The following is a 14,168-nucleotide window of genomic DNA, read 5'->3' as shown; positions in this document are numbered from 1 at the left end:
GATTTAAGAAAACGAGCTTTGAAAAGGAGATAAACGATATGGCTTATATTGAAATGAAACACAGCTACAAGCGTTACCAGGTTGGAGATACGGAGATTGTGGCTAATCGTGATGTGAATTTTGAAATTGAAAAGGGGGAGTTGGTCATTATCCTTGGTGCTTCAGGTGCTGGAAAATCAACCATTCTCAATCTCCTAGGAGGTATGGATACCAATGATGAGGGGGAGATTTGGATTGATGGTGTTAATATCGCTGACTACAATTCCCACCAACGAACAAACTATCGTCGAGATGATGTGGGGTTTGTTTTTCAATTTTACAATCTGGTCTCCAATCTGACAGCCAAGGAAAATGTGGAACTGGCTTCAGAAATCGTGACAGGTGCCTTAGAACCTGAGCAGGTCTTGACAGATGTAGGTTTGGCTCATCGCCTCAATAACTTTCCAGCCCAGCTTTCTGGAGGGGAGCAACAGCGAGTGTCCATTGCACGCGCTGTAGCCAAGAATCCTAAAATTCTCCTTTGTGATGAACCGACAGGTGCCTTGGATTACCAGACAGGGAAGCAAGTCTTGAAAATTCTCCAAGACATGTCTCGTCAAAAAGGAGCGACGGTGATTATCGTGACCCACAATGGCGCGCTAGCCCCTATTGCAGATCGCGTGATTCATATGCGTGATGCAACGGTTAAGAGTGTGACGATTAATGAGAATCCACAGGACATCGATATATTGGAGTATTAGAATGAAAAAAACATATCGGAAAGACCTATTTCAGTCAGTGACGACTTCAAAGGGACGCTTTGTTTCTATCTTGACCTTGATGATGCTGGGTTCTTTAGCCCTAGTAGGTCTTAAAGTAGCCAGTCCAAACATGGAACGCACGGCAGGGGATTATCTCCGTAAAGCCAATACCCTGGATCTGGCCGTAATAGCTGATTATGGCTTGGACAAAGAAGATCAGGACGAACTAAAGACCCTTCAAGGAGCAAGTGTTGAGTTTGGCTATATGGCAGACCTAACCGTTGAAAAAAGTGAAGAAGCAATTCGACTTTATTCCAAACCAGAGAGCATTTCAACCTTCCAAGTGATAGAAGGGCGACTTCCAGAGGCTGATGGGGAAATTGCCTTAGCTGATTTCTGGAAAGACCGCTATCAGATTGGACAGACAATCACCTTTAGCAAGAAAGAAGAAAAGTCCATCGTAAAATCTCAAACTTTTACAATTACTGGATTTGTTCAGTCGGGTGAGATTCTTTCTAAAGAAGATTTAGGAAGTGCTAGTAGTGGAAATGGAAGTTTGGCTGGCTATGGAGTGCTTGTAGCCAGTCGGTTTGATACAGAAGTGTATAGTATTGCGCGTGTGCGCTATGATGATTTAAAAAATCTGGATACTTTTTCATCAGACTATAAGACCAAACGAGCCCAACATCAGGAAGAGTTGCAAGACTTACTTGCTGATAATGGTCAAAAAAGATTGGCAAGTATCAAATCAAATGGGCAAAAGAGCTTGGAAGAGGGCAAAGAACAGCTCCAAACTGCTGAAAGCAACCTTGAAAATGGCAAGAGTCAGTTAGAGCAGGCTGAAAGTCGCTTGAAAACGCAAGAAGAACAAGCGACCGCTTTACCAGAACCGCAAAAGAGTCAAATCGAGGGACAGCTGATAAAAGCTAAGGAAGAATTGGCTACAGAAAAAGAAAAACTGGCTCAGACAGAGAGTAATCTAGCCAAGGAAAAAGAGAAGCTTGAACAGCGTCAGAAAGACCTTGATGAAGTGGCAGAGCCGAAATACCACGTATACAATCGCCAAACCATGCCAGGTGGTCAAGGCTATCTCATGTACAGTAACGCTTCAGCAAGCATTCGTTCTGTTGGGAATATCTTCCCCGTGGTGCTTTATATGGTTGCTGCAATGGTGACCTTTACAACGATGACTCGCTTTGTGGATGAAGAACGCACCAATGCAGGTATTTTTAAGGCCTTGGGTTACAGGAACCGAGATATAGTTGCAAAGTTTGTCCTCTATGGTTTTCTTGCAGGAACTGTGGGAACCATTATAGGAACGCTTCTTGGACATTATCTCCTTGCAGGCGTCATTTCGGATGTTATAACAGCTGGAATGGTCGTTGGGAAAAGCCAGGAGTTTTTTTACTGGTCTTATAGCCTCCTTGCCCTAGCCTTGAGTTGGGTATCCAGTGTCTTGCCAGCTTATCTGGTGGCGCGGAGGGAATTACACGATGAAGCAGCCCAACTTTTGCTTCCCAAACCTCCCGTTAAGGGATCAAAGATTTTGCTGGAACGCCTGAGCTTTATTTGGAATCGTCTGAGCTTTACTCATAAGGTTACGGCAAGAAATATTTTCCGTTATAAGCAACGGATGTTGATGACCATTTTTGGAGTTGCAGGTTCGATGGCTCTCTTATTTGCCGGTCTTGGCATTCAGTCTTCTGTAGGAGGAGTTTCCGAGCGCCAATTTGAACAAATCCAGCAATACCAGATGATTGTAGCAGAAAAGAGCAGTGCGAGTGAGCAAGAAAAAGCAGATTTAGAAAGTGCCTTGCAAGCTGAATCGATCCATGCTTATCAAAAGATTTACTCTAAAACCATTGAAAAAGATTTCAAAGGAAAAGCAGGACTTCAGACTATCACCATAATGGTCACAAGAAGAGAAGACTTCAAACCTTTTATCGCATTAGAGGAAAATAGGCGAGAGTTGCAGGTCACTGATGGAGCGGTCGTGAGTCAAAAATTAGCTCAACTAGCAGGTGTTACGATTGGAGACAAGTTGGAGCTTGATGGGAAGGAAATCAAGGTCGCGGCTATTTCTGAAAACTATGTTGGGCACTTTGTTTATCTCAACCGAGCGACATACGAACAAGTCTACGGTACCAGTCCGAAAGACAATACCTACCTAGTAAAATTAAAAGAGCCAACACCATCCAATACGGAGAAAGAAGCTGCGGCCTTTATGAAAAAAACTGCTGTTTCTGGGGTGGTCCAAAATGCAACGGCTATCCACCTCTTTGAATCTGTAGCCAATTCTCTCAATAAAACCATGGCAATCCTTGTCCTTGTTTCCGTCTTACTAGCCATTGTCATTCTTTACAATCTCACTAATATCAATGTAGCAGAACGTATCCGTGAACTTTCCACTATCAAGGTTCTCGGTTTCCACAATAAAGAAGTGACCCTCTATATCTACCGCGAGACCATAGTGCTATCCCTTGTGGGGATTGTTCTCGGTTTGGTAGCAGGCTACTATTTACATCAATTTTTGATACAAATGATTTCACCTGCCACCATACTTTTTTATCCACGAGTCAGCTGGGAAGTCTATGCTCTTCCAATCGTCGCAGTGACTGTAATCTTAGCCTTACTGGGCCTCTTTGTCAATCACCACTTGAGAAAAGTGGATATGCTCGAATCCCTGAAATCAGTAGAGTAATTCACGGTTTTAAACAGTAAATCAGTTGACAAAGTCTCTGCTTCTTGGTAGAATAAGAACTGTCGTAAAGACAAATAACTTCTTCTTGGTTGCAGGCATGCCAACCTGTCACTCGGATGAAGCCAAATAAAAAGGAGAAACATCATGGCAATCTCAAAAGAGAAAAAAAATGAAATCATTGCACAATATGCACGTCACGAAGGTGATACAGGTTCAGTAGAGGTTCAAGTTGCTGTCCTTACTTGGGAAATCAACCACCTTAACGAACACATCAAACAACACAAAAAAGACCACGCTACTTACCGTGGATTGATGAAGAAAATCGGTCGCCGTCGTAACTTGCTTGCATACTTGCGTAAAAACGATGTTAACCGTTACCGTGAGTTGATCAACTCTCTAGGACTTCGTCGTTAATCTTGCGTCTAAAACGTTTCTATACTTCGTTGGCTTCGGCTCGATGTACCATTAGTACAATCTTTGCCTCGTCGCCTAGTCTATAAACGTTTTATCCAGCAAGAATTATGATGCTAAGGGCTCCAAAAATCCGTATGAAAATAGGGAAAGGAAACAGTGTTCGATGAACACAAGGAGTTTCATCTTTTTCACTAGGATTTTAGCCCGAGCTCAAATCAGCTCTCTGACTTCAGAGAGCTTTTTTATTGAGGTTTTATCGGTCACAATTTTGGAGACTACAAAAACTAATCTTATTTTGTGGAAATACAGTAACAGGTTTTATCGGTCACAATTTTGGAGACTACAAAAACTTATGATCATCTCATAAATCTGTGGCGCGTGTTTTATCGGTCATAATTTTGGAGACTACAAAAACTTGCTAGTGTTGGGCTTGTCACGAAAGCTGATTTTATCGGTCATAATTTTGGAGACTACAAAAACTAGTTCTTGAGCTACTTTGCTGAATTTTTCGTTTTATCGGTCATAATTTTGGAGACTACAAAAACTTCAGAGACAGAAACAACTACTGAGACTATGTTTTATCGGTCATAATTTTGGAGACTACAAAAACCTTCTTGGACCTGACCTTGAAGGCCTTCTGGTTTTATCGGTCATAATTTTGGAGACTACAAAAACCCATCTGACGAATGCCATCAGATAAGTTCTGTTTTATCGGTCATAATTTTGGAGACTACAAAAACCTCAAATGGTATCAGCTAATGACACCATGAAGGTGCGCAGTTACTCGGCTTTTCAAGCCGAGTAACTGTCTGCAAGCCCCCTCGGAGAGCCCACACTTTACGAAGTAAAGTATAGTATGTTATACTTTACATGGAAGTAGTCACCGAATTCCAGTTAGAAATTACTTTGTAACTACGTTTTGAGGAGGAGTAAAATGCTTTCCTACGTTCGACATTACCCACTAGCGATAGCTAAATTAATGTGTCTGTGCTCTCCTAAAATCTACTGATTTATTACTGACTAATACAGGAGGTTTTTATGGGACAGACAATCATATCTGCTATTGGTGTTTATATTTCCACCAGTATCGATTATTTAATTATTTTAATTATTTTATTTGCACAGCTATCACAGAATAAACAGAAATGGCATATTTATGCGGGGCAATATCTAGGAACAGGCTTACTTGTAGGGGCGAGTTTAGTTGCTGCTTATGTCGTTAATTTCGTGCCTGAAGAATGGATGGTTGGATTGCTTGGTTTAATCCCTATCTATTTAGGGATTCGCTTTGCAATTGTTGGAGAAGGTGAGGAAGAAGAGGAAGAAATTATTGAAAGATTAGAACAAAGCAAGGCAAATCAACTGTTTTGGACAGTTACATTGCTGACAATTGCGTCTGGCGGAGATAATTTAGGTATCTATATACCTTATTTTGCTTCGTTAGATTGGTCACAGACCCTCGTGGCGTTGCTTGTGTTTGTAATCGGCATAATTATCTTTTGCGAGATTAGTCGGATGTTATCCTCTATTCCGTTAATATTCGAGACAATTGAAAAATACGAGCGAATCATTGTGCCCATAGTATTCATTCTACTTGGACTATACATCATGTATGAAAATGGCACGATAGAGACTTTTCTGATCGTGTAGATTTTTTTGTTTCACTAGGATTTTAGCCCGAGCTCAAATCAAGCTCTCTGATATTCAGAGAGCTTTTTTACTTTTGTCACCCTACCTCGATATACTCAAGTATAATCTTTGGTTACGGTTCCTAGCACTGTAAGGTAAAATAAACCAGATCATCTCCCTTCGTGTAGATTTTTTGTTTCACTAGGATTCTGGCTCTAGTTCAAATCAGCTCTCTGTTATCAGAGGGATTTTTCTATATATGTCCCTATCCTTGTTCATTTAATAGAAATATGGTATACTTTTTATGAGAATTTTCTAAATTTTTAATTTTGTATAAGGAGGTTTTCATGCTTTCCAAATTTTCTGGAAGCCGACAAGATTTGCAATTTGTGTTGTTTTTGGTTATTTTGCTAAGTGTTTTAGGGATTTCACTTTTTCTAGCTGTTTCTATGGGGTCCGTAGCGATTGACTTAGGAGATACCTATCGGATCATTTTGAGTAGGTTGGGTTTTCCTCTTGAGATAGGAGAGGTTTCCAAGTCTACTCTTGCCATTGTATGGAACATGAGATTCCCCCGAGTATTGTTAGGTCTGATAGTAGGAGCTGGTCTTTCTATGTGTGGTAGCGTGATGCAGTCTACAGTGAACAATCCCATAGCAGAGCCTTATGTCTTAGGAATTTCTGCGGGTGCAACTCTAGGGGCAACCTTGAGCATCATTCTTGGTTTAAAAGTGGTGATTAGCCTTGGAGCTTTTCTTGGAGCTATTTTGGCAACCATTGCTGTCCTCATCATTGCCTCTATGCAGGGAAGGATGACGACTTCTAGTCTGATCTTATCAGGAACGGTGGTCAATGCTCTCTTTCTAGCTTTTTCCAATTTTATTATCTCAGTCGGAGCTAATGCGGACAGTGTGATGACCATTAAGTTTTGGACCATGGGCTCGCTTGCAGGGACTACTTGGTCTGACTTAGTCCTGCCAACTATAGTAGTAGGATTGGCCTTTCTATTTTTCGCTACCCAGTATCGTGTTTTTAATGCGATGATGATGGGAGATGAGGCTGCTTTAACTTTGGGAATTCCCTTACGCTTCTATTGGTATCTTTACGTGACCGTGGTGGCTGTGCTGACAGCTGTCTTGGTGGCGACTTGTGGGATTATTGGATTTGTTGGTCTCATTACTCCTCACTTAGCTCGAGGGTTAGTAGGAACGAATTACAGGAGGCTTTTTCCTATTGCGACCTTACTGGGTGCCCTCTTTGTGGTCTGGGCAGATGTACTCTCTCGTATCATCATTCCAAACGCTGAGTTGCCGATTGGCATTTTCACAGCCTTAGTAGGTGCTCCCTTCTTTATCTACATTGTTGGAGGTAGGCGAAGGGAGGTGAGGGCCTGATATGGACTTGATTTGTCAGGATGTCCACTTTGGACTAGGAGAGAAAAAAATCCTCAAAGGAGTTTCTCTTAAGGTTGAGGGGCATCAATTTCACACGATACTAGGGCCAAATGGAAGTGGAAAAACCAGCCTGCTTAAACTCCTCTATCGTCAGGAAAAGGCGGACAAAGGCTTGATAAGCCTAGATGGAAAGTCTCTGGAGCATTGGTCACTCAAAGAAACAGCCAAGCAAATGGCAGTTGTAACCCAGTTTAATCAATTGCAGTTTGATTGTACAGTTGAGGAAATCGTCTTGCTGGGAAGAACTCCCCACCTCTCTTTTTTACAGAAGGAAAAGGAAAGAGATTATGCCCTCGTTCAAGATGCTCTCGTCAAGGTGGATATGCTTGAGAAGAAAACTCGTCTCTATTCGTCTCTGTCAGGGGGGGAGAAACAACGAGTCTTATTAGCCCGCGCCTTGGCGCAAGAACCGACTCTCTTGCTCCTGGATGAACCTACCAATCACCTGGATATCAAGTATCAGCTAGACTTGTTGGCCATTGTGAAGAATCTCAAGGTCAATGTTCTAGCTGTCCTGCATGATATTCAACTTGCTTGTCGCTATTCGGATTATCTCTATCTGATGAAGGAGGGGGAAATCCTTTACCAAGGTACTCCAAAGGAGACCATCACCCCTGAGTCATTGCAAACTGTATACGGAGTTCAAAGTCAGGTGACTTGGACCGAGGATCAGCAAGCTATGATTCACTATTTATAAGAAAGAAAAGGAAATCAAAATGAAAAAAACACTCAGTATTTTACTCGTAACAGTAGCTACCCTAACCATGGCAGCTTGTGGCAACACTACCACTGAAAAAGCTACCTCACAATCTAGTACAGAAACAAGTCAAAAGGCCAGCACAGAGACGACTTATCCGTTAACGGTCAAAACCTATGACGCTAAAGGGAATGAAGTCGAACAAGTCTTTGACAAGGCACCTGAAAAAGTTATCACTAACAATCTGTCAACCACTGAAATCTTATTGGAGTTAGGCTTGAAGGATAAAATTGCTGGCATGCTTAACCCTGATAATGCTGTGACGGACAAATACAAGGACGCGATTGCGACGATTCCTCAAATTGGGGACAAAAAAACAGTCTCACAAGAGACAGTTCTTTCTTATGAGCCGGACGCAGTAATGGGTCGAAATATGATGTTTTCTGAAAAATCCTTGGGGACAGTTAGCACTTGGAATGAAAATAAAATCCCAGTCTATACACAAAAAGCATCTCTTTCAACGATTCAGCAAGATTTGGGAAATATCGTAGAAGATGTCAAAAATCTTGGAATGATTTTTAATGTGCAGGACAAGGCTAATGAATACGCAGCCCAATTGCAAGCTAAAATTGATGCTGTTAAGAAAGCAAACCCAGCAAGCCAAGGTGAAAAGAAAAAGGCTTTGATTATGGTTGCTTATAATGACGAAACCTTCGGTGCTTACAAGTCTGCTTTGCAAGAGAGCTTGTTGAATCAACTTGGTTATACAAATGTTGCAACAGGAACATCAGGCTTGACCTTGGAAAATCTCGTGTCAATGGATCCTGAGTTGATTATCTATGTAACCAGCGACCGCAATAAAAAATTGGATGCCAATGCAGTAGAGTTGATGAAGGCAAATGAAGTTTTAGAAAACGTTCCTGCAATTAAGAATCAAAAAATCATGACCATCTCTTACGATGAGTTGATGGACTATGGTCCAGCAGTGATTGATTCCCTTGAGAAAATCAATGACTTTATCAATAAATAATGAGTTTGATTGGGAAGGGATCCAAGTCAAGATCAGCCTTCCTTCGACCTATGATCCCAATCAAACCTATCCAGCGATTCTCTTGAATGATGGAAACTTGGATTTTCTATCTTCCCTTTCAGAATCTGTGATTTTAGTGGGCTTGACCTCTAAAAATCGCCTAGATGACTACACTCCATGGAAGGCCTCTGCTCTGAGAGATGGAGCTCCAGATTTTGGTGGTCAGGCAAATGTCTATCATGGTCATTTATTTGGAGGTCTTTTAGACAAGTTGCAGGCGCTTTATCGCCTGGACAAAAATCGCCTTGCCTATGGAGGTTACTCACTAGGTGGTTTGGCGGCCGTTTACAGTCTTTTCCGTTTTGATAAGGTCTCTTGTATCTTCTCTATCTGTGGTTCCTTTTGGTATCCTGATTTTGTGACTTATTGCAGGGAAGAAAAGGTGAAAAATTGGGACTGTTTGCTGTATTTACAGAACGGTCAAACAGAAGGAGCCCATCATACCAATCGCTTGGCTCAAGCACCAGTCTATGCTGAGCAGGTTCATACCAGCCTTCAGCAACGCTATCCAACTGGTCAGTTTGTCTTTGACCCTTACGGACATCATGAGCAAGTGGCTGAGCGCTTTCTAGCCTTTTCCAACTGGTTAGCCCAAAAATGGCAAATCGAATAAAAGAATTATCCCTTGGAAAAAGCCAAGGGATAATTGTATTTCTTAACCAAGAGACTCTCTCTTCTTATCTGGATTCCAGATAAAGCTTGCGATGAAGGTAAAGATAATCGTTAGGATACCAACAATCACAGCAAGGAAGAGGGCAGGGATGCGGACAAACCACCAGAGTGGATTTGGTTTTTTATCATTGTGCCATTGCTTGGTTTCTTCGTCCAAACGTTGGAATTCTGCTTGGATACGGTCTGCAACCATTTCAATCCCTTCATCATTCATTTTCTTGATGTCTGAGATATCGATAGGATTTCCAAAGTTCATATCCACACGTTCACGGCTAACCAAACCCTTCAAGGTCATGGGACCTGTGTAGGTGACAGGCATGATACGGACCTTAGCCATTTTGGCAATCAGAGCAACTCCGCCTTTGACATCTGTCGAGTGACGGCTCCCACTTGGAAACATGATGAGAGAGCGGTCGCTTTTTTTGAGGACGTTGATAGGGTACTTGATGGCAGAGGCACTAGGTTTTTCCCGGTCAATAGGAAAGGCGCCACACATACGGATCCACCAGCCAAAGATGCGGTTGTTAAACAGCTCTTTTTTGGCCATAAAGATGAACTGTTTTGGTTTGGTCGCAAAAGCCATGTAAACTGGATCCCACCAGGTACGATGAGGTGCGACCAGGATATAGTTTTCATCTTTACTAGGGATTTTATCCGTATTGTGATAGTGGGCATTGCCATTGATGGACCACAAGATCAGCATGACTAGTCCACGCAAATAAGTATAAAACATGAGAACTCCTTCGATTGTATTGCTTTTATTATTATACCTTATCGAAAGACTACTGGCAAACTTTTTCAGTTGACAGTGGACAGTTTTAGATGGGATTAGAATTCTTTAAAAAAAAATGATATGATAGAATTTATGGATAAAAAAAGATAATGGGATTAACCCAAAGAGAAGTCAAGGAAAGACAGGCTCAAGGTTTGGTCAATGACTTTACCGCATCAGCCAGTACTAGTTCTTGGCAAATCATCAAACGAAATGTTTTTACACTTTTTAACGCGTTGAACTTTGCCATTGCCTTGGCGCTAGCTTTTGTGCAGGCTTGGAGCAATTTGCTCTTCTTTGCTGTTATCTGCTTTAACGCTTTTTCTGGAATTGTGACCGAACTACGGGCCAAACACATGGTGGACAAGCTCAATCTCATGACCAAGGAAAAGGTCAAAACCATCCGTGAGGGTCAGGAAATTGCCATCAATCCAGAAGAATTGGTCCTAGGAGATGTGATTCGTCTGTCGGCTGGAGAGCAGATTCCTAGTGATGCGCGGGTTCTGGAAGGATTTGCGGAAGTCAATGAAGCCATGTTGACGGGGGAGAGTGATTTAGTACAAAAGGAAGTGGATGCCTTGCTTTTATCAGGGAGTTTCCTAGCCAGTGGCGCAGTTTTGGCTCAAGTCCACCATGTCGGGGCAGAAAACTATGCTTCCAAACTCATGCTGGAGGCCAAGACCGTTAAACCCATCAACTCTCGCATTATGAAATCGCTGGACAAGCTAGCAGGTTTTACTGGGAAGATTATCATTCCCTTTGGTCTGGCCCTCTTGCTAGAAGCCTTGCTTTTAAAAGGCTTGCCCCTCAAGTCATCCGTTGTAAATTCGTCAACAGCCCTTTTGGGAATGTTGCCCAAGGGAATTGCTCTTTTGACCATCACTTCGCTCTTGACTGCGGTGATTAAGCTGGGCTTGAAAAAGGTCTTGGTTCAGGAGATGTACTCTGTTGAGACCTTGGCGCGCGTGGATATGCTCTGTCTGGACAAGACGGGAACCATCACCCAAGGAAAGATGCAGGTGGAGGCGGTTCTTCCTTTGACCGAAGAGTATGGTGAACATACGATTGCCAGCATTTTGACCAGCTACATAGCTCACAGTGAGGATAAAAATCCAACAGCCCAGGCTATTCGCCAACGTTTTGTGGGAGAAGTTGCTCATCCTATGATTTCCAATCTGCCTTTTTCTAGCGACCGCAAGTGGGGGGCTATGGAGTTGGAAGGGCTAGGGACAGTTTTCTTAGGGGCGCCTGAGATGTTGTTGGACTCTGAAGTACCAGAAGCCAGAGAGGCCTTGGAGAGAGGGTCACGTGTCTTGGTCTTGGCACTCAGTCAGGAGAAACTAGACCACCACAAACCACAGAAACCATCTGATATTCAAGCCTTGGCACTGCTGGAGATCTTGGATCCGATTCGAGAGGGAGCAGCAGAGACGCTAGACTATCTCCGTTCTCAGGAAGTGGGGCTCAAAATCATTTCTGGGGATAATCCGGTCACTGTATCCAGCATTGCCCAGAAAGCTGGATTTGCAGACTATCAAAGCTATGTTGATTGCTCAAAAATCACAGATGAGGAATTGGTTGCCATGGCGGAGGAGACTGCGATTTTCGGACGTGTTTCTCCTCATCAAAAGAAACTACTGATCCAAACCCTGAAAAAAGCGGGTCATACAACAGCGATGACAGGGGACGGAGTCAATGATATCCTGGCCCTTCGTGAGGCGGATTGTTCTATCGTGATGGCTGAGGGAGATCCGGCGACGCGTCAGATTGCCAATCTGGTTCTCTTGAACTCAGACTTTAATGATGTTCCTGAGATTCTCTTTGAAGGTCGTCGTGTGGTCAATAACATTGCCCATATTGCCCCGATTTTCTTGATTAAGACCATCTATTCCTTCTTGCTCGCAGTCATCTGTATCGCCAGTGTTCTGCTGGGACGGTCTGAGTGGATTTTGATTTTCCCTTTCATTCCGATTCAGATTACCATGATCGACCAGTTCGTGGAAGGTTTCCCGCCATTCGTTCTGACTTTTGAGCGAAATATCAAACCTGTTGAGCCAAATTTCCTCAGAAGATCCATGCTTCGTGCCCTACCAAGTGCCCTTATGATCGTCTTCAGCGTTCTTTTTGTCAAAATCTTTGGGGCTAGCCAAGGTTGGTCAGAGTTAGAAATCTCAACCCTCCTCTATTATCTCCTTGGGTCTATCGGTTTCTTATCCGTATTTAGAGCCTGCATGCCATTTACCCTCTGGCGTGTCCTCTTGATTGTTTGGTCAGTAGGAGGTTTCCTAGCTACAGCTCTCTTCCCAAGAATCCAGAAACTGCTTGAAATTTCGACACTTACAGGACAAACATTCCCTGTTTACCTTGTCATGATGGCTGTCTTTACTGTGATATTTATCTTAACCAGTCGTTATCAAGCTAGAAAATAAAGAAAGGCTGCAATCTGTCGATTGTGGTCTTTTTAGGTGCAAGATTGCCAGCTGAAATATGGTATAATAAGAGGTAACAGAGTTTTGGAAAGTGAGAGAAGATGATTTCAAAGAGATTAGAATTGGTGGCGTCCTTTGTGACACAGGGAGCCATTTTACTTGATGTGGGGAGTGACCATGCTTATCTGCCTATCGAGTTGGTCGAGAGAGGTCAAATTGAAGGCGCCATTGCAGGCGAGGTGGTGGATGGTCCCTACCAGTCTGCGCTTAAGAATGTTGAAGCTCATGGTCTAAAGGAGAAAATCCAAGTCCGTTTAGCCAATGGCTTGGCAGCCTTTGAAGAGGAAGACCAAGTGTCGGTTATCACCATTGCTGGTATGGGAGGGCGTTTGATTGCGACCATATTAGAAGAAGGCTTGGACAAGTTGTCTGATGTAGAACGTTTAATCCTCCAGCCCAATAATCGTGAAGACGACTTGCGTCTCTGGTTACAAGAGCACGGATTTCAGATTGTAGCCGAAAGCATCCTAGAAGAAGCTGGCAAGTTTTATGAAATTCTAGTGGTGGAAGCAGGACAAATGAAGTTATCAGCCAGTGATGTCCGCTTTGGTCCTTTCTTGTCCAAAGAAGTCAGCCCAGTCTTTATCAAAAAATGGCAAAAAGAAGCTGTTAAGCTAGAGTTCGCTCTTAGCCAAATCCCAGAAAAAAATCTGGAGGAACGTCAAGTTCTAGTAGATAAAATTCAAGCCATCAAGGAGGTGCTCCATGTTAGCAAGTGAAGTGATTAAACGTTATGAAGACTTTTGCCCTCAAGAATTTTCCATGGAGGGGGACAGTCGTGGCCTGCAAATCGGGACTCTAGACAAGGATATCCAAAGGGTCATGGTTGCTCTGGATATTCGTGAAGAAACGGTGGCGGAAGCCATTGAAAAGGGTGTGGATTTGATTATTGTTAAGCACGCGCCCATTTTCCGTCCGATTAAGGATTTGGTAGCCAGCCGTCCGCAAAATCAGATTTACATTGATTTGATTAAGCATGATATCGCAGTTTATGTCAGCCATACCAATATTGATATTGTTGAGAACGGCCTTAATGATTGGTTCTGCCAGATGCTAGGCATTGAGGAGACGACTTATCTGCAGGAAACAGGCCCTGAACGTGGGATTGGGCGGATTGGGAATATTCAGCCTCAGACTTTTGGGGTATTGGCCCAGCATGTTAAGCAAGTCTTTGGTCTAGATAGCCTTCGAATGGTGCATTATCAAGAAAGTGATTTGCAGAAGGAAATTTCAAGAGTTGCCATTTGCGGTGGTAGTGGTCAGTCTTTCTATCCTGATGCTTTAGCTAAGGGGGCAGATGTCTATATTACTGGTGACATTTACTACCACACAGCTCAGGATATGTTGTCTGATGGTCTGATGGCATTGGATCCAGGACATTATATCGAAGTGCTTTTTGTCGAAAAAATTGCTGACCTCCTTAATCAATGGAAGGCAGAAAAGGATTGGACCATTGATATCATACCTAGTCAAGCATTAACCAATCCTTTCCACCATATCTAGTTAGGAA

At 42.8% G+C, this 14,168-nt stretch carries 12 protein-coding genes and 1 CRISPR repeat array; of the genes, 11 read left to right on the top strand and 1 reads right to left on the bottom strand.

Features of this window, described 5'->3' with window-relative positions:
- Positions 1-38: 38 nt before the first annotated feature.
- The 8 genes from HMPREF8571_RS09090 to HMPREF8571_RS09055 all read left to right on the top strand — a co-directional run bounded on the left by HMPREF8571_RS09090 (position 39) and on the right by HMPREF8571_RS09055 (position 9,338).
- The gene (locus HMPREF8571_RS09090) at positions 39-740 is read left to right on the top strand and encodes an ABC transporter ATP-binding protein (RefSeq protein WP_000323381.1); all 702 of its coding nucleotides are present in this window, start codon (positions 39-41) and stop codon (positions 738-740) included.
- On the top strand, positions 736-3,441 hold the full coding sequence (locus HMPREF8571_RS09085) for an FtsX-like permease family protein (RefSeq protein ID WP_176601558.1): 2,706 nt from the start codon (positions 736-738) through the stop codon (positions 3,439-3,441). The genes HMPREF8571_RS09090 and HMPREF8571_RS09085 overlap by 5 nt, the downstream gene beginning before the upstream one ends.
- A 144-nt stretch (positions 3,442-3,585) precedes the next feature.
- A complete protein-coding gene (gene rpsO, locus HMPREF8571_RS09080) occupies positions 3,586-3,855 on the top strand; it encodes a 30S ribosomal protein S15 (RefSeq protein WP_001018251.1) in 270 nt (89 codons plus the stop codon).
- 251 nt (positions 3,856-4,106) lie between these two features.
- Positions 4,107-4,596: direct repeats of the CRISPR family, unit length 35 nt; unit sequence TTTTATCGGTCATAATTTTGGAGACTACAAAAACT.
- A gap of 297 nt (positions 4,597-4,893) precedes the next feature.
- Positions 4,894-5,505, top strand: coding sequence for a CadD family cadmium resistance transporter (locus HMPREF8571_RS09075; protein ID WP_000531728.1), 612 nt, complete (start codon positions 4,894-4,896; stop codon positions 5,503-5,505).
- Positions 5,506-5,831: 326 nt separating this feature from the next.
- Positions 5,832-6,878, top strand: a complete 1,047-nt coding sequence (locus tag HMPREF8571_RS09070; protein ID WP_000949304.1) for a FecCD family ABC transporter permease — start codon at positions 5,832-5,834, stop codon at positions 6,876-6,878.
- A gap of 1 nt (position 6,879) precedes the next feature.
- Complete coding sequence (locus HMPREF8571_RS09065; RefSeq protein WP_000364124.1) at positions 6,880-7,635, top strand: ABC transporter ATP-binding protein; 756 nt, start codon at positions 6,880-6,882, stop codon at positions 7,633-7,635.
- A gap of 19 nt (positions 7,636-7,654) precedes the next feature.
- Positions 7,655-8,665 carry an ABC transporter substrate-binding protein gene (locus HMPREF8571_RS09060; RefSeq protein WP_000753249.1) on the top strand — a complete coding sequence of 337 codons (1,011 nt, stop codon included), beginning with the start codon at positions 7,655-7,657 and terminating at the stop codon, positions 8,663-8,665.
- Entirely contained in the window at positions 8,646-9,338 is a 693-nt protein-coding gene (locus HMPREF8571_RS09055; protein WP_000175766.1) for an alpha/beta hydrolase-fold protein, read from the top strand. The genes HMPREF8571_RS09060 and HMPREF8571_RS09055 overlap by 20 nt, the downstream gene beginning before the upstream one ends.
- Positions 9,339-9,380: 42 nt before the next feature.
- On the opposite strand, the gene HMPREF8571_RS09050 is transcribed toward HMPREF8571_RS09055, so the two are convergent.
- The gene (locus HMPREF8571_RS09050) at positions 9,381-10,130 is read right to left on the bottom strand and encodes a lysophospholipid acyltransferase family protein (protein ID WP_000500167.1); all 750 of its coding nucleotides are present in this window, start codon (positions 10,128-10,130) and stop codon (positions 9,381-9,383) included.
- 149 nt (positions 10,131-10,279) lie between these two features.
- On the opposite strand from HMPREF8571_RS09050, the gene HMPREF8571_RS09045 reads away from it, so the two are divergent.
- From HMPREF8571_RS09045 to HMPREF8571_RS09035, 3 genes are all read left to right on the top strand, one after another.
- A complete protein-coding gene (locus HMPREF8571_RS09045) occupies positions 10,280-12,598 on the top strand; it encodes a cation-translocating P-type ATPase (RefSeq protein ID WP_000524724.1) in 2,319 nt (772 codons plus the stop codon).
- A gap of 101 nt (positions 12,599-12,699) precedes the next feature.
- Complete coding sequence (locus HMPREF8571_RS09040; RefSeq protein ID WP_000624100.1) at positions 12,700-13,377, top strand: tRNA (adenine(22)-N(1))-methyltransferase; 678 nt, start codon at positions 12,700-12,702, stop codon at positions 13,375-13,377.
- A complete protein-coding gene (locus tag HMPREF8571_RS09035) occupies positions 13,364-14,161 on the top strand; it encodes a Nif3-like dinuclear metal center hexameric protein (RefSeq protein WP_000881138.1) in 798 nt (265 codons plus the stop codon). The genes HMPREF8571_RS09040 and HMPREF8571_RS09035 overlap by 14 nt, the downstream gene beginning before the upstream one ends.
- Positions 14,162-14,168: the final 7 nt, after the last annotated feature.

Source organism: Streptococcus mitis ATCC 6249, assembly GCF_000146585.1.
Classification (GTDB): domain Bacteria; phylum Bacillota; class Bacilli; order Lactobacillales; family Streptococcaceae; genus Streptococcus; species Streptococcus mitis_AZ.
The sequence above is the reverse complement of the archived record's forward strand: the minus strand, read 5'-3'. Positions and strand labels throughout refer to the sequence as shown.

Bases quoted from the DNA above. Each gene is read 5' to 3' on its own strand.
- HMPREF8571_RS09055 (WP_000175766.1), top strand. From the start codon at position 8,646: ATGACTTTATCAATAAATAATGAGTTTGATTGGGAAGGGATCCAAGTC.
- HMPREF8571_RS09065 (WP_000364124.1), top strand. From the start codon at position 6,880: ATGGACTTGATTTGTCAGGATGTCCACTTTGGACTAGGAGAGAAAAAA.
- rpsO (WP_001018251.1), top strand. From the start codon at position 3,586: ATGGCAATCTCAAAAGAGAAAAAAAATGAAATCATTGCACAATATGCA.
- HMPREF8571_RS09050 (WP_000500167.1), bottom strand. From the start codon at position 10,130: ATGTTTTATACTTATTTGCGTGGACTAGTCATGCTGATCTTGTGGTCC.
- HMPREF8571_RS09060 (WP_000753249.1), top strand. From the start codon at position 7,655: ATGAAAAAAACACTCAGTATTTTACTCGTAACAGTAGCTACCCTAACC.
- HMPREF8571_RS09090 (WP_000323381.1), top strand. From the start codon at position 39: ATGGCTTATATTGAAATGAAACACAGCTACAAGCGTTACCAGGTTGGA.
- HMPREF8571_RS09070 (WP_000949304.1), top strand. From the start codon at position 5,832: ATGCTTTCCAAATTTTCTGGAAGCCGACAAGATTTGCAATTTGTGTTG.
- HMPREF8571_RS09075 (WP_000531728.1), top strand. From the start codon at position 4,894: ATGGGACAGACAATCATATCTGCTATTGGTGTTTATATTTCCACCAGT.
- HMPREF8571_RS09035 (WP_000881138.1), top strand. From the start codon at position 13,364: ATGTTAGCAAGTGAAGTGATTAAACGTTATGAAGACTTTTGCCCTCAA.
- HMPREF8571_RS09045 (WP_000524724.1), top strand. From the start codon at position 10,280: ATGGGATTAACCCAAAGAGAAGTCAAGGAAAGACAGGCTCAAGGTTTG.
- HMPREF8571_RS09040 (WP_000624100.1), top strand. From the start codon at position 12,700: ATGATTTCAAAGAGATTAGAATTGGTGGCGTCCTTTGTGACACAGGGA.